This window comes from Reticulibacter mediterranei, assembly GCF_016587455.1.
In genome coordinates, this window is the sequence record NZ_BNJK01000001.1 from 242,357 (window position 1) to 259,920 (window position 17,564).

16 protein-coding genes and 3 pseudogenes are annotated in these 17,564 nt (G+C 52.7%); 5 read left to right on the forward strand and 14 right to left on the reverse strand.

What is annotated here, in order from left to right; genetic code table 11:
- Positions 1-11: 11 nt before the first annotated feature.
- The 5 genes and pseudogenes from K3T83_RS01195 to K3T83_RS01215 all read right to left on the reverse strand — a co-directional run bounded on the left by K3T83_RS01195 (position 12) and on the right by K3T83_RS01215 (position 4,534).
- A complete protein-coding gene (locus K3T83_RS01195) occupies positions 12-1,022 on the reverse strand; it encodes an RNA polymerase subunit sigma-70 (protein ID WP_220201171.1) in 1,011 nt (336 codons plus the stop codon).
- A gap of 527 nt (positions 1,023-1,549) precedes the next feature.
- The gene (locus K3T83_RS01200; protein WP_373324386.1) at positions 1,550-2,014 is read right to left on the reverse strand and encodes an integrase core domain-containing protein; all 465 of its coding nucleotides are present in this window, start codon (positions 2,012-2,014) and stop codon (positions 1,550-1,552) included.
- Positions 1,938-2,534: pseudogene (locus tag K3T83_RS01205) on the reverse strand (IS5 family transposase); the annotation flags it as partial. The pseudogene K3T83_RS01205 and the gene K3T83_RS01200, both read right to left, overlap by 77 nt.
- A 167-nt stretch (positions 2,535-2,701) precedes the next feature.
- The gene (locus tag K3T83_RS01210) at positions 2,702-3,625 is read right to left on the reverse strand and encodes an AEC family transporter (RefSeq protein ID WP_220201173.1); all 924 of its coding nucleotides are present in this window, start codon (positions 3,623-3,625) and stop codon (positions 2,702-2,704) included.
- Between the two features lie 102 nt (positions 3,626-3,727).
- On the reverse strand, positions 3,728-4,534 hold the full coding sequence (locus K3T83_RS01215; RefSeq protein WP_220201174.1) for a cyclase family protein: 807 nt from the start codon (positions 4,532-4,534) through the stop codon (positions 3,728-3,730).
- A 116-nt stretch (positions 4,535-4,650) separates the two neighbouring features.
- Here K3T83_RS01215 and K3T83_RS01220 point away from each other — a divergent pair, with 116 nt between their 5' ends.
- Positions 4,651-5,571, forward strand: a complete 921-nt coding sequence (locus K3T83_RS01220; RefSeq protein WP_220201175.1) for a LysR family transcriptional regulator — start codon at positions 4,651-4,653, stop codon at positions 5,569-5,571.
- 84 nt (positions 5,572-5,655) lie between these two features.
- Here the strand turns inward: K3T83_RS01220 and K3T83_RS57080 are convergent, their stop codons facing one another.
- The 6 genes and pseudogenes from K3T83_RS57080 to K3T83_RS01240 form a co-directional block, all read right to left on the reverse strand.
- Positions 5,656-5,787: a hypothetical protein gene (locus tag K3T83_RS57080; protein ID WP_268963421.1), complete on the reverse strand. Its 132-nt coding sequence runs from the start codon at positions 5,785-5,787 to the stop codon at positions 5,656-5,658.
- A gap of 17 nt (positions 5,788-5,804) precedes the next feature.
- Positions 5,805-6,641 (reverse strand): AAA family ATPase, encoded by an 837-nt coding sequence (locus K3T83_RS01225; RefSeq protein ID WP_236064774.1) that lies wholly within the window; start codon positions 6,639-6,641, stop codon positions 5,805-5,807.
- A 390-nt stretch (positions 6,642-7,031) separates the two neighbouring features.
- Positions 7,032-9,281, reverse strand: coding sequence for an ATP-binding cassette domain-containing protein (locus K3T83_RS01230; protein ID WP_236064775.1), 2,250 nt, complete (start codon positions 9,279-9,281; stop codon positions 7,032-7,034).
- 245 nt (positions 9,282-9,526) lie between these two features.
- Positions 9,527-9,658: a hypothetical protein gene (locus tag K3T83_RS57085; RefSeq protein WP_268963422.1), complete on the reverse strand. Its 132-nt coding sequence runs from the start codon at positions 9,656-9,658 to the stop codon at positions 9,527-9,529.
- Between the two features lie 715 nt (positions 9,659-10,373).
- A complete protein-coding gene (locus K3T83_RS01235) occupies positions 10,374-11,171 on the reverse strand; it encodes an SDR family NAD(P)-dependent oxidoreductase (RefSeq protein ID WP_220201177.1) in 798 nt (265 codons plus the stop codon).
- A gap of 302 nt (positions 11,172-11,473) precedes the next feature.
- Positions 11,474-12,263 (reverse strand): annotated as a pseudogene (locus K3T83_RS01240) (IS6 family transposase).
- 303 nt (positions 12,264-12,566) lie between these two features.
- Here K3T83_RS01240 and K3T83_RS01245 point away from each other — a divergent pair.
- From K3T83_RS01245 to K3T83_RS01255, 3 genes are all read left to right on the forward strand, one after another.
- Entirely contained in the window at positions 12,567-13,316 is a 750-nt protein-coding gene (locus K3T83_RS01245; protein WP_220201178.1) for a helix-turn-helix transcriptional regulator, read from the forward strand.
- 85 nt (positions 13,317-13,401) lie between these two features.
- The gene (locus tag K3T83_RS01250; RefSeq protein ID WP_220201179.1) at positions 13,402-14,181 is read left to right on the forward strand and encodes an alpha/beta fold hydrolase; all 780 of its coding nucleotides are present in this window, start codon (positions 13,402-13,404) and stop codon (positions 14,179-14,181) included.
- 18 nt (positions 14,182-14,199) lie between these two features.
- Entirely contained in the window at positions 14,200-15,681 is a 1,482-nt protein-coding gene (locus tag K3T83_RS01255) for an MFS transporter (protein WP_220201180.1), read from the forward strand.
- 286 nt (positions 15,682-15,967) lie between these two features.
- Here K3T83_RS01255 and K3T83_RS01260 read toward each other — a convergent pair whose 3' ends face one another.
- On the reverse strand, positions 15,968-16,249 hold the full coding sequence (locus K3T83_RS01260) for a hypothetical protein (protein WP_220201181.1): 282 nt from the start codon (positions 16,247-16,249) through the stop codon (positions 15,968-15,970).
- Positions 16,250-16,314: 65 nt separating this feature from the next.
- On the opposite strand from K3T83_RS01260, the pseudogene K3T83_RS01265 reads away from it, so the two are divergent.
- Positions 16,315-16,877 (forward strand): annotated as a pseudogene (locus K3T83_RS01265) (IS6 family transposase); the annotation flags it as partial.
- Here the strand turns inward: K3T83_RS01265 and K3T83_RS56065 are convergent.
- Both K3T83_RS56065 and K3T83_RS56070 read right to left on the reverse strand, forming a co-directional pair.
- Positions 16,818-17,117 carry a transposase gene (locus K3T83_RS56065; protein WP_236064776.1) on the reverse strand — a complete coding sequence of 100 codons (300 nt, stop codon included), beginning with the start codon at positions 17,115-17,117 and terminating at the stop codon, positions 16,818-16,820. The pseudogene K3T83_RS01265 and the gene K3T83_RS56065 sit on opposite strands and share 60 nt — an antisense overlap.
- Positions 17,114-17,494, reverse strand: coding sequence for a transposase (locus K3T83_RS56070; RefSeq protein WP_236064777.1), 381 nt, complete (start codon positions 17,492-17,494; stop codon positions 17,114-17,116). The genes K3T83_RS56065 and K3T83_RS56070 overlap by 4 nt, the downstream gene beginning before the upstream one ends.
- Positions 17,495-17,564: the final 70 nt, after the last annotated feature.

Sequence of the window (17,564 nt, forward strand, 5' to 3'; positions counted from 1 at the left end):
CCACTAACAGGTCAAACGGAGGTGGGCGGGAGGCCAAAGGATGTGAAACTGGCCACATCCAGGAACGCGACAAGACTACCAATCTGCTCGCCCTCCACACCCAGAACCAGCAGACCAACAAGCTGAGAGTCGTCTGCAAGAGCCTCCCGCCGATAGAGTCCAAACGCCGGACTGCCATTGGCGCGTGTTGGAAGCAGGCGCCATTGCAAGCTGGGAGTAAAGAAATGTGTCTGAAGCAGTATGGTGATAGCCGCTCGTCCCTGATACCAGACGGGAAACGGCGGCATGGTGAACCAGGCATCCTCTCGCAGCAACGCCACAAGACCAGGAATGTCCGTTTGTTCCCAGAGGGTTACGTAGCGGTCAAGCAGCTCTTGTAGCTGGGGGCGAGGCAGAACCATCTGCGCCTCGCTTCCGACATGGCGCTGGCGCAAAGCCCGTCGAGCACGTTGCAAGGCGGAATTGACAGCGGGAACTGAGAGATGAAGCCATTCGGCGACTTCGGAGGCTTCCCACTCCAGCACCTCACGCAAGAGCAAAATAGCCCGTTGCACTGGCGTTAAGTGCTGTAGCGCCATCAGAAAGGCCAGGCTGATTCGTTCACTCCTCTCCGCGCGGTCTTCGGGATCGGCCTCAGGATCTGCGAGCAGATCATCGGGAAACGGTTCCAGCCAGATCGGCTCCCGCAGTCGTGGAGGCGCAGGACTGCTGGGATCGCTCAGTGGGTGGGTTTCTGATGGCAAGAACCGCCGAGGAGCGCGTGTGAGCCGATTGAGGCAGAGATTGGTGGCAATGCGGTATAACCAGGCCCGGTAAGCTTCCGGGCTGGTGAGCGTCGCACGTTTCTCCCATGCTCGCAGCAGGGTCTCTTGCACCAGATCTTCGGCGTCGGAGAGCGAGCCCAGCATCCGATAACAATGCACGAGCAGTTCACGTCGATATGTGCCCACCAGGGTCTCGAACGCCTTCTGATCGCCCGCTTGAGCAGCGAGCACCAGGGCGGTTTGGGTTGGTGTTTCCATGACAATACCTCTTCCTCTCGGGAGATCTGCGTTATCTCGTTCAGAACACACAATAATGATTTTTGCATTGATGCTATTGAATTTGATGAACTAGCATCAACACAGAACATCACCAGTTTTTTTGATACAACTCATCTCCAGTAAAATGAGCAAAAACGCCACCTTCTTCCAACTTCTCTCGCATTTACCGATTGGAAAGTTTCCACGTGATTTCTCGCTTCATCCAACGCAATCCCTGATTTGGGGTAGCAGTTGTGCGTTTAGGGTGTGAAGGAAACTTCACGTAATTTGCCTTTGACTTGATGTCTCTCACTGCCAGGCACGTTGGACACTCAAAGAGAGAAACTCCAGCTTCTTCTCTTTGAGAGAGTGAGGTTGACCCGTTTGAGTCCAGTCAGAAAAGGTGGAAGGACGATTGGAATACACAGTAATATGGCAGGCGCTAGATATTGATAGCGTTGAAATACTATGTTAAACATAAAAGCGTGATTTTATCATATCATAAATGCTACGTTACATCAAGCGTATCAGATGTTTCCTTTTTCTTTCCTCCACAATTCTCGTTCTTCAAAAGCGAGTGGACTTACATAGCCAAGAGAAGAATGACGGCGTTTTCGGTTATAGAACGTCTCAATATAGGAGAAGATAGCCGTCCTGGCTTCCCGTCGGTTCTCGAAGCGGTGACGTTCGGCCCATTCTTCTTTTAACGTTCCGAAAAACGACTCCATCATCGCGTTGTCATAACAATTTCCTTTCCTGTTCATACTCACCGCTATCCCATGTTGTGCAGAAGAGCGCCTGATAGCCCAAGCTCGTATACTGGCTCCCCTATCAGAGTAGTGCAATAGTTCTGCCTTCGGATGCCTTTGGGCAACAGCCATCTGAAATGCAGCAGTCACCAACTGCTCATCTCGCTGCTCGCTCATCGACCAGCTGACGATGGGCGGTAAAGCCGAAGTCGTGGAGGATGTCGCGCACCTCCTGGTAATCATATCCCTTGTCCAGGCACATTCCTTGCTGTTTTTCCTCTGTCGGTTCGGGCCGGTCTACCACAATCCCCATAATAGTCGAGCGGGTCAGTTTCATATCATGCCGATTGGCTCCCTCGACCTCCACTGCAATGGGCACCCCATGACCCTCGGTAAGGACGCTGCGTTTCACCCCGCTTTTGCCACGATCGGTTGGATTAGGACCGGTTTTTTCTCCGCCCAGCGGAGCCTTGGTCATAGCTCCATCCATGCTCAACCAATCCCAATCCAGCTCATGTACCTCATCAAACTGTTCGACTCCCGTTTGCCATAATGCAAGGAAGACTCCTGCTTTTACCCATGTCTGGAACCGATCGTGGGCCGTTGAATGCGCACACAACTCGGTCTGATCGAGGGCTTGCCATTGACACCCAGTTCGTAGGACGTAGAAAATCGCGTCGGCACAGCATCGATCGGACACACGCGGTCGCCCGCCACCAAAGCGATGCGTATTGACATACACAGGGAGCAGTGGCTGTAGCACTGCTCACAGTTCATCGCTCACCCGATATCCTGTCGTTGTACGGTTATTCGGCGTCCTCTGCCGTTTTCGTTTTCGGGTTTCTTCTTCTCTCATACCCCTTGTCGCATCTGGTGATGGGCCTCCGTTATTTCTGATTCTTTTTATTTTGATTGCCTGAACAGACTGGATTACATCCTGATAGCGATGGTCATCAATGGAATGAAAAAGAGCGCAAAGAGGGTACTGATGAGTACAGCAACAGCGGCTTTTTCTGGCTGTGTGCGCAACTCTGTCGCATAGGAAACGGTATTGGCAGCAAGAGGAACCATCGATAGAAGAATCATCATCTGATAAGCATCACGGCTATAAAAGTTGAAAAAGTTCTTATCGAGAAAGACAATAAGCGTCATCAGGAAAGGCCAGACAACAAATTTCGCGAGAAAAGCCATCCCAAGAAACTTGATGTCAACATTGCTCCAGTGGACGTCCGCCATCCCAAAACCAATGAGCATCATCCCCAGAACGATATATGCTCCGCTAAAGTTGTTGACCGAGTTGACATACACTTCTCCGAAATGTATCCGGGCAAGATTCACGAGCACCCCAGCAAGGAACGCGTAGAGCGTTGGCAGTTTCACGGCTTTTGAAACGCTCTTCTGGACCGAATTGCGTCCCCTCGCCACGATGAAAAAGCCGACAGTATTTTCATAGAGCGTGATACCAAGAATGGCAAACACGACGAGCCCTATGAGAGGTTTTCCGAAGAGGGCTGCGACAACGGGTAAACCGAAGTAGCCCGTGTTTCCCGTTCCAGCAGTAAAGGCGAGAATATTTTTTGTGGCATCCTGCCATATCAGGCTTGAGAGCCATAGAAAGAGGAAACAGAGGAAACAGCAGAGCAGAAAAAAGACGAGTGGCAGGGAGATATGCTGGAGCGTCAGAGGAGTTGTCGCTACGCCGTTAAAAACGATGATGGGGACAATGATATAGATAAGGAGCGGAGAGATCCTTTCTTTCTTCACATGAAGGTATTTACCTGAAATATAGCCCAAACCGATCGTGAGATACAGTGGGAGCACCTTGACGAAAAGGGTCCAAAAAACAGCCATCATTTCTGTTCTTCCTTGCTTTGTCCTCCCCATTCAAGTCACCTCTCGCCGACGATGAGAATGGAGCAACAGGTGACCTGGGGAGAGGTTCATGCAGTTTGGTGTTTATGGGACGAGCGCTACGGGGCGTATCGGTGAGCCGGTCACTCCTCGCATTTTGAGTGGCAGACAGACAAAAAGAAATTCGTACACGCGATCTTTGGCCAGATCTTCAAGCAAGAGATTTTCCATGATGTAGATGCCATGGCGAACCAGGAGAATGAGGTGCCCTGGAAAGGAGACGTGCAGGTCAGGATCAACCGCACCAACGGTATCCCAGGCGGTATGATCGGCACCAACTGCCTTGACCTGTTGGTCGGCGAGCCATTGGGAAGCATCAGCACTGACGCCTCCGCTGGCCAAATAGGCGGCTGGATCGTTCCAACGCGCTCCATTTCCCGTTCGTACCAGGACGACATCTCCCGCGTTCAGAAGCACTTTCTGCTCCAGGCTGACAGCTTCGAGATCCTCGCGGGTGATAGGTTGGTCAGCTTCGATCCAATCGGTGCCACGGTATCGGGCGATATCGAGTAACACGCCCCGACTGATCATCGGCGCGATGGTCTCCACGCCTAACTCCGTAAACCCAGCAGAGGTCTGCACCTGGGAGGTTACTTTTTGCCCACCATATAAAGAGAGCTCCTCAGCTTGATGGCAGAGCGCATCAATGTGGGTGCCAGAGTGTTCTGCCGTATAGATGAAGCCGGACGCACCGGTGCGGGCCTCTCCTAAACCTGGTTCATGGCGACGATGTAAGGTATAGACAAATCCGGGAGCATGGGCAGGCAAGATAGGTGCCCCAAAATAGCGCGGCTGTTCGAGATCATAGACACGCAGCGTCGAGGCGACATCAAAGAGCTGTTGTTTTTCCATTCAAGAGATCCTTTCAAGTAGCGTATATGGTTGCATGTATTGTAAGGGGAACGTATAATCGTGTCCAACGAACAGAACCGATGCTCATCATCGCCTATTTCGATGGAAGGATCTCTATGGAATTGCGTCACCTCGCGACCTTTCGTACATTGGCTACCACACTCAACTTTACCCAAACGGCAGCCTTGCTGGGCTATGTTCAATCCAGCGTCTCCGCACAAATTCAAGAGCTTGAAGCCGAGCTCGGAGTTTTGTTATTTGATCGGCTCAATAAACGTGTCATCCTCACGGATGAGGGGCAACGATTGCTCGTCTATGCCGAGAAATTGCTGAGTCTCGCAGAAGAAGCACACACCGCACTTTCCGCGCGTTCCGAGCCAACAGGCGCTGTGACGCTCAGCGCGCCAGAAACCCTCTGCACCTACCGGCTTCCACCGGTCTTGCATCAATTCCGCGCAACCTTTCCCCATATTCAGGTGCATTTTCGTCCCCTTCCCGTTCCTGAATTACGACGGAGTGTTTTGGAGGGAAGGGTGGATGTGGCCTTTTTGCTGGAAGAACCACTGAGGGCAACAGGGCTGGTCGTAGAACCATTACTGCGAGAAGCATTACTGGTTATCGCGCCTCCTGAACACCCGTTAACACAACGTACACTGGTCACTCCTGCCGATTTAGAAGGTGAGCCAGTGCTGTTGACAGAGGTCGGGTGTAGTTACCGCAATCTCTTTAAGCGAGCGCTGGCAGCAGCGGGAGTCTATCCGACGACCAACTTGGAGTTGAACAGTGTTGAAGCGATTAAGCAATGTGTCATGCTCGGTATGGGGATTACTGTCTTGCCAGAGGTGGCGGTGCAGGTGGAAGTGGCTCAAGGTCGGCTTGTTGCACTTCCATGGAGTGAAACTGGATTTGAAGTGGTGACACAACTGATCTGGCATAGGGAGAAGTGGCAATCTCCAGCACTGAAAGCTTTTCTTTCTCTCATAAGAGAAAGACTCAGAAACCCCTCTTTCCAGGAAAATGAAGGAGAGGTTCAATGAAATTCGAAGCTCAAAGCGCTTAGAAAGGGAACGTGCCAAACCCGTGTGTGATATAGATGTAGACATAGGTTATTCGGATAGGCACTAAGCCGTCTGGCCGGATGTGGCATGGTTTGCGTCAGGGCCGCTTCGGTCAGGCTGGTCCCGTTCTGGATGAGCGTTACTGCCACTGCGTCCACCAGCCAGTCCTTCAAGATCCCAATACAACCAACGCAACCAGTGGCCCACCACCGTTAGCGAGACAGCGATGCATTTAGATCGACCTCAAGTGGAACCCGTTCCAGCAAATACTTCAAGGCGGCCACAAAGGCGATGCGTTCCTCTTTGTTGTCCACGTGATAACGGGCAAAATGAATATCTCGCCCCCGACGAGCAAGTTGCCCACTCATATTACGAAAGCCGAACAAGGCATAGGGACCTGCCAGCACGTGCAAGACCTTTGTGCGATTGCTTAACGATTTCAGCCATTCCAGTTGCTCATCAACGCTGTGGCTCCCGTTTCCTTGCATCAGGCGGTGCCCTTCGTCAGCGAACACGGCTCTCACGCGTGCACGAATCAGCGCTTGTTCCGCTACCTGGCGTATCTTGAACCAATCAATTGTACCTAACTTGGCGCGAGCTGGTTTGGGAGCAGCCATGATATGGGCAACACTGCCTACCAGTTCTTTGACCAACACATGCTCCTTGAGTGCATCGATGATTTGCCAGTAGTAATCGAGTCGAAGGTAGGCTTCCTGATCCGGCGGGATTGGCTCTAACAGGAGAATCGGAACGACGAAACGATCTGTTTCCTCGTCTTTAAACCGCTCTTCGATGACACTCAGCGCTTTCGACTTCCCAACGCCACCAGGTCCACAAAGCAGCACATGGGTCGCATCACTACCAGGCAGTTCAATAATTTCAATCTGCCCCTGCATATTGAGCGCGATGAAGTGACTGGGAGTCCGCCCCATTTCATGGCCAACAAACGCATCTGTTTGGAAGGTACGCGGCTGCCCATACTGGAAATCATCCCACGTCGTCTGAACCCATCCAAACACTTGCAATCCAGCGACGACCGGACAAAGCATTAGAAGCATCCCTAATCCCCAAAAACGCCTCGCCAGAATATCCCGGTCAGGCGCTTGTTATGCAGCAAGATGTGTCAGAACTGAGCACACAAGCGCCGAGTGGAAGGTCAAGCCGCATTCGTTGCCACGTTGTTTGGAGTGGCTGCCTAAACTGAGTATGGAGAGCCTCTCCCTCGCTCATATTGTTTTTTCTATTTCTTGCAACACAACCAGATATTGGTGCATATTTTTCCTGGCTACATTTGTTGCTCACTGCAAGATCTGGGAATAGCTTTCCTCTCAACGGACGCAGCAGCATGTATTGCGTCCACACATCGGGAATTTCACCAGACGCAACTTGTTTCGTCCTTACGAAATACGTGATCAGGGTATGCTCAGCAGTCTATCCCATCAATTGCGCAGATAGGCACCGGTGAGCGACTGCGGCATGTCCAGCAGTTGCTGCGGTGTACCCTCGAACATCACCCGGCCGCCTTTGTTGCCGCCTTCCGGTCCCATATCGATGATCCAGTCGGCGTTCTTGATAATATCCAGGTTGTGCTCGATCACGATCACGGTGTTGCCCGTGTCGACAAGGCGGTTCATGATAGCGAGTAGATGGCTGATATCCGACATGTGCAGTCCGGTGGTCGGCTCGTCCATCACGTAGATGCTGCCTTTTTTATGCAATTCGCTGGCCAGTTTGATGCGCTGGCATTCCCCGCCCGATAATGTACTCAGCGGCTGGCCCAGCGTCAGATAATCCAGCCCGACATCACTGAGCGCCTGTAAGCGGCGCACGATCTCTTTGGCAGTGAAAAATTCCAGTGCCTCGCGTACCGACATCGCCAGCACATCGGAGATCGATTTGCCATCGAGCGTGTAGGCCAACACCTCATCCTTGAAGCGTTTGCCGCCGCACGTTTCGCAGAGCATTTTTACCTCGTCCATGAAAGCCAGATTCGTGTAGATCACGCCCAATCCCTGGCAGGTTTCGCACGCGCCTTTCGAATTGAAACTGAACAACGACGGGCTGACCTTGTTTGCTGTCGCGAAGGCTTTGCGGATGTCGTCCATGATCCCGGTATACGTCGCGGGGTTGGATCGGCTAGAAGCGCCAACCGCCGCTTGGTCGATCACGATGGCATCGGAGCATCGAGGCAAAAACGAGTAGTGAATCAGGGAGCTTTTGCCAGAACCCGCCACGCCAGTCACGACGGTTAGAACGCCTATAGGAATATCGACGCTGACGTTCTGCAAGTTGTTGACGCGGGCGTTGATGATCGGCAGTTTGCCCTTTCGCTTGCGGAATGTACTTTTTATCGGCATCGATTGGTTCACGTGCTTGCCAGTCAGCGTATCAGCCTGGAGTAAGCCCGCCACGTCGCCCTGATAGACAATTGCTCCGCCGCGACTCCCGGCGTGTGGGCCAACATCGACAATGTGATCGGCCATCTGGATCACCGCCGGGTCGTGTTCGACCACGAGTACTGTATTGCCTTTATCTCGCAGTTTGCGCAGCAGATCGTTCAGGCGGTGAACGTCGCGGGGATGCAGACCGATACTCGGCTCATCGAAGATATACAACACGTCCTCCAGACTGCTGTTTAGGTGTTTCACCATCTTGATGCGCTGCGATTCGCCGCCCGAGAGCGTATCCGTTTCGCGGTTCAGGCTGATGTATTCCAGACCGATGTCGATCATGTGTTGCAGGCGCTCAATCAGGTTCTCAACCATCGGCGCGGCGACAGGATCTTTGATCTCGCGGATAACTTCTATCAATTCATCAGCTTCCATCGCTGCCAGTTCAGCAATAGTGCGACCATTGATCTTGCAACTGAGCGCCGCCTGACTCAGCCGTGTTCCCTTGCAAAGCAAACACGGCTCGACAGTCATGAACGGTTCTACCGATTTCTGCGTGCGCTCGGACATGGTTTTCACATCGCGCGTGATGTATTTACTGCTGAACTTATCCACGATCCCTTCGAAGGTCATATTGATGGGCTTGTTGGCGACCTGCATCTTGACCTTGTAGGGTTTGCTATGCAGCAGCAGGTCCATTTCTTTGGGTGTGTAATCGAAGAGCTTCTTCTCATTATCGAAGAGGCCCGATTGCGTCATGATATTCCAGCCCCAGCTCTCCACCGCGTACTCCGGGAACAGGATTGCACCCTCGTTCAGCGACTTCGAGGTATCCAAGAAGGTATCCAGATCGACGCCGATTTTGCGGCCAATGCCATTGCAATTAGGACACATGCCCTGTGGATCGTTGAACGAGAAGGCGTTCGAATACCCAACAAAAGGCTGACCGACGCGCGAGTAGAGCAGGCGCAGCACAGAATAACTATCGGTGATCGTGCCAACCGTCGAGTGCGATCCACCACCGAGGCGCTTCTGATCCACGATGATGGCCATGCTCAAATGATCGATGGCGTCAGCTTCGGGTTGGGCGTAGCGCGGCAAGAAGTTTTGGACGAACATGCTAAAGGTTTCGTTGAGCTGGCGTCGGGCCTCGGCAGCAATGGTGTCGAAGACAATGGATGATTTGCCGGAACCGGATACACCAGTGAAGATAGTGATCTTGCGCTTAGGAATGCGCAACGAGACATTTTTCAGGTTGTTTTCACGAGCGCCGCGAATCTCAATATATTCCTGGGACACTGATTGCTCCTTTTGCTGCTTGGCTGGGATGCAAACGCAAACCCCAACTCCGACCCTTCGGTGTGTTGGGGTTGGGGTTTTCTTCAAGGTCAAACCCATAAGGAATTGCTGAGGATTGGTGAGCCGATTTTTAACAGAACAAGTGTACTACATCAATAAGTTAACGTCAAGGCTGAAAATTCATCGAGGGCTGGTTATACATCAAGCAGCCCACAAAAAGGCTTTCATGCCAATATCAACCGAAATCAGAACGACAGCAGCAGGTCTTCGCCATCTATGTCCAGCGCAAGAAACGGCTGCTCTCCTGCTCGCCCTAGCGGGTCGTCTCCCAGCTCTCCAGCCTTGGCTCGACAGATGCGCGAACGCAACCAGACCATTTTCTACCTGGAACACCTACAACCCTGATTGATTGGCAAGAACACAACAGCGCAGCTATGAGTGGTTGGCTCTTCGTTTGCCTGCCCTACTCATTAGTGTTCTTGCCAGTCTCATCATTGCTCCTTTCTTCGGCACAACTGATTCTGCGACCTCACTCCGTTGTGCAGCCTTGGGTAGATTACTTAGATGTTTCTTTTGCATCTCCACATCAAACATACACCTTATCCCTCATCAAAAAGAAGACGGTCGTTATCAAGGACGCCTCCATCTTTTTAGAAAATACTTTCCTTTTTGCAGTATCATTGGACTCATTGTTGGGCTGAGTTTTGGCTTGAACGTGGGCGGTTCATATGTAAATCTCTTTTGCACGAAGCCAAAAGCTCCTTGTTTCTTCAGGTGTTAGAAAGTTTTGAGCGGCATCAGAAAGGCAGCCAGCACTGGTTTACCAGTGGTATGCTGCCTGGCTAGGTATAGGAGCTAATGGGCTATTAGCTCCTATACTGGATGTATCTAGCGCCCTCTTTAGAGAGATGTTTTTTCGCAATACTATCATGGAAGGTGGCACAGGTGGTTTGCAGACAAACAGAAGCGGATGTTTTTGCGCCTCCGAGCCTCTCTTCCGTAGAAAGAGCAGAGACTAAGCTAGCCGTTAACGATAGAGACCTCTGTTGTTCGAGGTCTCTCACATCTTTTTGAGGGGATGCTTTTGCGTTATTAAAAGATATGGGTGGTTTTTGGTTTAATGGGTAAAATCGATGCACCTGCATCAATATGAAAGGTACTGCCTGTAATCTGTGAAGACTCGTCAGAAGCGAGATATATGACTGCATAGGCCGTATCTTCAGGCGTTTGGTGGCGTCCGAAAGGCAAGTTTTTTCCAGCCTGCACAAGATCCTCTTCGCTGGTCCCCTGGCTTTTACGCAAGGCTAATTCTCCCTCACTGAGCACCCATCCAGGAATAATGTAGTTGACACGAATCTTCTCTGTTGCGTACGCCCCCGCCAATGTTCGTGTCAGAGTAAGGAGTCCCCCTTTAGCTGAGGCATAGGCGACGAGATTCGCGTGTCCTTGAATACCGTGAAGCGACCCAATATTGATAATACTGCCACCTCCCACTTCACGCATGCGAGGTACTGCATACTTACAGCAGAAGAAAGCACTCCGCAAATTGATAGCCAGGATACGATCCCACAGATCAGATGAGGTTTCTTCTAGCGTAGCACGTGGATACCAACCAGCATTATTGACCAGCACATCAAGCCGCCCATAGCTACGCACAGCTCCCTCTATTAATGCGGTACAATCCTTCTCCTCCATCACATCTACTTTCTGAAAGATTGCTTCGCCTCCAGCTTCACGAATAGCGGCTGCTACGGCCTGTCCTGCAGTCTCCTGGATATCTCCAATTACTACTCGCGCACCCTCACGTGCCAGCATCTGAGCACATGTTCGTCCAATACCCTGAGCTGCGCCGGTAACGATAGCTACTTTGTCCTGGACTCTTTGAACCATTTTTTCCTCCTGTCTTTTCCCAGAGGATTTTCCCTTTTCCATTCCAGGCTGCCAACGTCATCTTGACGAAAAAGGGATGGCCTGCTGAGAGAGACCTAGTGTTTGTCGAATACTTTTTCCGAGGTTGTTACCCTGGTGAGAGATTCTCTCCGGCACACTACCATGCCATCCTTAAAATATTCCTAACAAGGAAGCGTCTGTCAAGTATTTGACACGTTCCCAACTCGCTTACTATGCTGTACAAACGGTTATGTTGCAAAAATTTATGAAGAAGAACGGACAGAAAGAGGGATATTAATCTGTTAGGCAGCCAGTCCAAAAAGGTGAGCAATGAAGGCTTGCAGAGAGAAGATGTCTCCTTTGGCTACACCTTGTATCTGTCCTTTGCGCAACATGTTCATAACCTCATAGCCCTGCAGTGTTCGTGATGCTGTCTCAAACGAAAAGAATCCCAATCCGGGTTTGATGAGGTGTTTGATGAACCGATGTTCCTGTTCAATCAGATTATTCAGGTACTTGACTTGCCTTAATTCCACCTGTTCAGACAGGACGCCAGCGGCTTTGAGTTCAGCAATCGCTTTGGGATACGCAGCGTTTTTGTCCAGCGCCCGACACGCGAGGTTCCAGTATAGTGGAGATTGTAGGTTCAGCTGGAGCTGTCGGCAGAGCCACCAGTTTGTGGAGCGAACTCACTTGAGGTGCTGAGCCAGTTGTGGTGTGCAGTGCTTTGCAGAAAAAGCCTTTGGCGGCTTCGGCATCGCGTGTTGGACTCAACAGAAACTCCAGGGTACTCCCCTGCGAATCAATCGCCCGGTAGAGATAAAACCACTCCGTTTTGATTTTGATATATGTCTCATCGACCCGCCAAGAGTTCGTTGTGGTCCTGAGATACGGTCTGCAGCGCTTCTCCAACTCCGGAGCGTAACGTTGGACCCAGCGGAAGATCGTGGTGTAATCCACATGCAGTCCTCGCTCAGCCATCATTTCCTCCAGATCTCGATAGCTGAGAGCATATCGCAGATACCAACGGACACACAGGAGAATGATCTCAGCTTGGAAATGACGCCATTTAAACGGATTCTGCTTGCTCATGATGAGTCTTTTTTTGCACTTTTCGCCCAACTGTAGCAGATCAGTTTACTTCTTGCAACGCTACCCTTTTGCTTCCTGTCTCTGATGGGGAGGTAGCAGAAAACCGATGGTTTCGAGACGCATCAACCGGCTGGTTTCGCAACTCAAGAAACAGCCGCTCAGGAGACACGCTTGCCCTTTGTGAGAGCGCTATTCGGACCGTTCTGCTCCTGGCATAACCGATCTGACAGATCAAAAAAAGAAGAGTTGAATACCCTGCTCACGAACGGGAAGACCTTTCATCACACAAAGGAGAAGCATGGAATGAAAAACATTCCCTTACACAACAGCGCAAGAGAAATGCCTGACTATTTGCTTCACAGCCAGGAACAAACGCTCGCCAGGCCAGAACGTGAGATGCGATCTTCTGACTCCCCATACATTGAACAGATCGGGCGTCTGTGTATAGAGAGTGAGTCTGTTTCTCTTTGCCCAGCTTCTGGTCACTGGAACATGCTCGTGGTGCGATATCAAGATGAGATAAGCCTCTCGGTGTGGGGCCCGATGACGAAAGGGGCGATTATGCTGTATCGCGAAGGCGCTGAGATTCTTTCCATCACGTTCCCCCTTGGGATCTTTCTGCCGCAGATGCCGGTAGGCCATCTGGTGGATACAGGGGAGTTCCTGCCTCGGACATCTGCAACATCCTTCTGGTTAGGCGACTTCTCCTGGCAATTTCCTGGCTATGAAAACGTCGAGATGTTTGTCAACAAACTGGTGCGTAAGGGCCTGCTTGTGCATGATCCAGTGGTTGATGCTGCACTCCAGGACCAGGCGCAAGCAATGTCAAAACGCTCTATCCAGCGTCGTTTCAGGCACGCTACCGGGTTATCGCTGCGTACTCTTCAAGCCATTGAACGTGCTCAACATGCGGCAACCTTGCTACAGCAAGGCACCTCTGTTCTCGATACGGTGGAGGAGGCTGGCTATTTCGATCAACCCCATCTGACCAGAGCGCTCAAGCGCTTCATCGGACAGACTCCTACTCAAATTGCCCGGATGGGAAAGCCTTGAGACGCTGTCGTCTCAGTACAAGACATGGCCCCTTGAGTGCAGTACGATAGCGATGTTCAAATCACTTCTGAAAGCGAGACATGTTATGAAAAACGTACGCTCACAAGACGGAACAGCTATCGCATTTGACCAATCTGGCGAAGGGCCAGCCATCATCCTGGTGCTGGGCGCATTTAACGACCACTTCACCGGCTCAGCGCTGGCGGAGAGACTTTCCGAGCATTTCACCGTATTCAATGTTGACCGCCGGGCACGCGGCGAAAGTTCCGATACCGCTCCCTACGCCATCGAGCGCGAAATCGAGGATATCGCCGCCCTCATCGACGAGGCAGGGGGATCTGCCTCGGTCTTTGGCTATTCCTCTGGCGCTGTCCTCTCACTGATGGCGGCCGAGCAGGGCTTGCCCATCACGAAGTTGGCGCTCTACGAACCCCCGTTTCTGATTGAGCAGGGTCTGGCTGAGCAGTCGCGGACGGTTGCAACCCAGCTCAGCGAACTGCTCTCGCAAGGGTTGCGAGGGGAGGCGGTCGAACTCTACCAGACGGACGTGGTGGGGATTCCAGCTGAAGTCGTGGCCCGGCTCCGCAACGCGCCCTTCAGACCCGCCCTCGAAGCCATCGCGCAGTCGCTGGTCTATGACGCCACCATCCTGGGCAAAATGGATCTCCTGGCCTCTCGCCTTAGCTCCATCGCGGTCCCAACCCTGCTGATCAGTGGGGAGGCAAGCCCGGTCATGCTCGGCGACGCGGCCCAGGCTGTTGCTGACGCTCTCCCCCACGCGCAGCACCGCCGCCTGCCGGGGCAAACCCACGACCTCGTGGCTGAGATTCTTGCTCCTGTGCTGGAAACCTTCTTGATGAACTAACCTGGAAGAGAGGACCTGATGAAGACATCACAAATTCCAGAGCAGCAGAGCCTGGAGCGAAGACAGGTATCATCCCCCTTTCTGACCCTGTCCGTTGTCAGCCTGGCGATCTTCCTGGACGCCCTGGACGTGTCTATCGTTACCATTGCCTTGCCCAGTATCCAACGGGATCTTGCGTTGAACATGGCGGAGCTGCAATGGGTTCCTGGAATCTATGTCCTGGCCTATGCAGGCTTTCAGTTACTGGGGGGACGTGCTGCTGACCTGCTTGGTCGTCGTAGCATCTTTCTCTTGGGGGCCACGCTCTTTGGCGTGGCCTCCCTCACCGCTGGACTGGCACACAACGGCTGGCTGTTGATTCTGGGGCGCTGTGGGCAGGGGATAGGAGCGGCGTTGACCTTTCCTGCCGCCGTCTCCATTCTCACGACAACTTTTGCGGAAGGGACAGAGCGCCACAAGGCTCTGGGGATATTCAGTGCTATGGGGGCTTCAGGTTTCACTGGTGGAGTCATCCTTGGCGGTGTCGTGACCACCTTCCTCGATTGGCACTGGGTCTTCTTTTTGAATATCCCCTTCGTGCTGCTGATCCTCTTGCTTGCTCGCCTCGTTGTGCCGGAGGGTCGGTCACCTGTCCGAGAGCGATCATACGATCTTGCGGGAGCTGTTACGGTGACTGCCGGGTTGCTCCTGCTCGTCTATGCGCTGACAGAGGCACAAGAACGTGGGGCGAACACGGTGAAGACGACTGGACTCTTCGTCCTGGCGGGCGTTCTCCTGTGTTGCTTCCTACTTATCGAACGATGGTCAAAGGCTCCCCTGATGCCGCTCACTATCTTGCGCTCACGTCTTCTGTGTGTGGCAAGTGTGACCTCCCTTGCCTTGCAGGGGTCAGTGTTCGGCTTCCTCTTCATTTACACCCTCTCTTTGCAAGAGATAGTCCACTTCTCCCCGGTGAATGCGAGCCTGGCCCTGGTGCCAGCCAGTGTCGCTTCCGCCCTGACCGGCTTGTTTGTCGCGCCCTGGTTCATGAATCGACTGGGTCTCAGGCTCACCAGCATTCTGGGTCTGCTGTGTCTGTCGGGTGGCATTGCGCTCTTTTTGAGGGTTGGTGAAGCAGGTGACTATGTGGGAACGATCTTGCCATCGGTAGTGCTTGCCCTCTCCGGCGCAGGTCTGGCTGGCCCAACCCTCTCTGTTGCAGCTGTCAGCAGGATCGCACCAACTGAGCAGGGCCTGGCTGCGGGGCTTCAGGGGACATTTATGCAAGCCGGTGGGGGGCTGGGTCTCGCCACCACTGCAGCTGTAGTAACAGCCTTTCTCGCCTTCGGACACTCCATTGCCCATCCCTCAGCCTTATCAGTAGAGGCCCAGCTCAACGGGTATCACGCAGGGCTTCTGGTCGCAGCAGGAGGAGCGGCACTTGGAGCACTCATGGCTCTGGTTGGTATACACAAGCCGCCTGAAGATCTTGAGGCCGAGAAGGAAGTCCTACCGTTGTGAGATGGTTGTGTTAGCGGTGCGATGAACACTATATCAGTATGTCCTGTAAGGAAGAAAGGCTTTCTATGTCAACCCTTTGAGACAACGAATTTCTAGGATAGGAGAAAAGATGAGACGAATGGAGGCCCAGATGGCTTCAAATGAGCATGAAGGAGCATATCATGCCACGTCCCGGCGTCAAGCCACTTCGTTTCCCTTGACACCTAGCCGCTTGCATAAGTGAAAGCAGATATGCTCAATTGAAGGCAAAAACACGGGCGGTTTTGTCTCGAAAGTCTCCAACTCCCTAAGCAACTTTGAGTGTATGGAGTTGTCTGGACGTTTCAAAGATCGCCGACACATAGGTATCGTGCGACCGGAGCAGAGCGAAGAGGATACGCGCCAAAATATTGGAGAGGGCACGCACGGTGATACTGTGGCTTTTGCCTTCTGCGCGTTTTCGTTGATAATAGGTGCTGGCCCACTCCTCCTGCTGTGTACTTTGCCAGGCAAATTGATGCAAGGCATTGCGCAGCGGTTTGATACATCCCAATCGCCGATGGGGATCATCGCCAATTTCTGCCAACAACCGAGGAGCCAGGCGTTTTCCTGCCGCGGGCCTACTGCTGAAGACCTCATTGTCTTCATGATCAAAAAGATGTGGCCGAGCTATTTCTGGAGCGAGGTTGGTCTTCACGCATGAGGCGGTTCGGGATTGGGAAGCGCGCATTACCCCGCTCATCTCCGAGCAGTTGCGGACCAAGCGACGAGGGCAAGCTGGGCGGTCTTGGTACGTCGATGAAACGTATGTGAAAGTCCATGAAAACTGGTGCTATCTTTACCATGCCATCGACCGGGATGGGAATCTCATCGACTCGAGGCTGAGTGAGACGCGAGACATGGAGGCGGCCAAGCTCTTTTTCACACAGGCCGCTCGGACGGTGGGTCATGCCTCAGAGCGAGTGACGGCCGATGGGCACAACTCCTACCCCCGCGCCATTCGAGAAACCCTTGGTAACGCGGTCATCCACCGCTGTAATCCCTACCTCAATAATCGACTGGAGCAAGACCACCGTGGCCTCAAACAGCGGTATTATCCGATGCGAAGCTTCGGCAACGTCTCTTCAGCGGCACGTTTTTGTCGTGCCTTTGATGAGCTACGTCAGTTCTTCCGCTTTCGCACCACTATGATCCAATTTGTTCCTCTTGCCCAACAAGGAATCCCTGCTTCCCACAAGCGTTCCAATCATTTGCCTAGCCAGCTCACATTTGGTGCGAAAGGCAATCACCTCTGGAATAACAGCCTCGCGACAGCACTCCGCATCGTCGATCCATTCTTTGGGGAGGTAGAGTTCACGGTCGAGAAGTGTGTGCCCCTTCGCGCTGACGTAGCTCAGGAACACGCCGACCTGACAGTTCTCAACGGTTCCGGTCGTCCCGCAATATTGCTTTTTCACCCGGCTGATTTTTTGCCCCGCTTGCAGAAGCTCGTCTCATCAATGACCAGGACGGCGTGCGGATCACCCAGGCGCTCCAGGATGTAGGCGCGCAGATCGTTGCGCACCAGGCCTGCATCCCAGACTGCACTGCCCAGCAAGCGTTGCATCCCATCGGGCCGGGCTTCTCCGGCGTGTTTAGCCAAGTGCCAGCCATTTTTGCGCTCGACGGCACTCACGATCCCTTTCAAGTACGTCAATGCCCGACGCCGAGGTTCTGGTCGAGCGAAACGAGGGGCGATGCAGGCATGCAGGCGTTCAAGTTCCTGCCCCCACTTCCAGACTTCGATAAAAGTGGTTTTGGCTCCTACTGGGGTGATGTGTCGGAGTTGCTTCACATCTTTCTCCTTTCCCATAAAGCGGGCTTTCGGTTAGCTTCCTCCATAGAGTATGTCCTATGGGAAGAGG

Coding starts and splice junctions, on each gene's coding strand:
- K3T83_RS01245 (WP_220201178.1), top strand. CDS start 12,567: ATGAAAAACATTCCCTTACACAACAGCGCAAGAGAAATGCCTGACTAT.
- K3T83_RS01225 (WP_236064774.1), bottom strand. CDS start 6,641: ATGCTTTGTCCGGTCGTCGCTGGATTGCAAGTGTTTGGATGGGTTCAG.
- K3T83_RS57085 (WP_268963422.1), bottom strand. CDS start 9,658: ATGGTCTGGTTGCGTTCGCGCATCTGTCGAGCCAAGGCTGGAGAGCTG.
- K3T83_RS01200 (WP_373324386.1), bottom strand. CDS start 2,014: ATGATTACCAGGAGGTGCGCGACATCCTCCACGACTTCGGCTTTACCG.
- K3T83_RS01195 (WP_220201171.1), bottom strand. CDS start 1,022: ATGGAAACACCAACCCAAACCGCCCTGGTGCTCGCTGCTCAAGCGGGC.
- K3T83_RS01220 (WP_220201175.1), top strand. CDS start 4,651: ATGGAATTGCGTCACCTCGCGACCTTTCGTACATTGGCTACCACACTC.
- K3T83_RS01210 (WP_220201173.1), bottom strand. CDS start 3,625: ATGATGGCTGTTTTTTGGACCCTTTTCGTCAAGGTGCTCCCACTGTAT.
- K3T83_RS01215 (WP_220201174.1), bottom strand. CDS start 4,534: ATGGAAAAACAACAGCTCTTTGATGTCGCCTCGACGCTGCGTGTCTAT.
- K3T83_RS01255 (WP_220201180.1), top strand. CDS start 14,200: ATGAAGACATCACAAATTCCAGAGCAGCAGAGCCTGGAGCGAAGACAG.
- K3T83_RS01235 (WP_220201177.1), bottom strand. CDS start 11,171: ATGGTTCAAAGAGTCCAGGACAAAGTAGCTATCGTTACCGGCGCAGCT.
- K3T83_RS01250 (WP_220201179.1), top strand. CDS start 13,402: ATGAAAAACGTACGCTCACAAGACGGAACAGCTATCGCATTTGACCAA.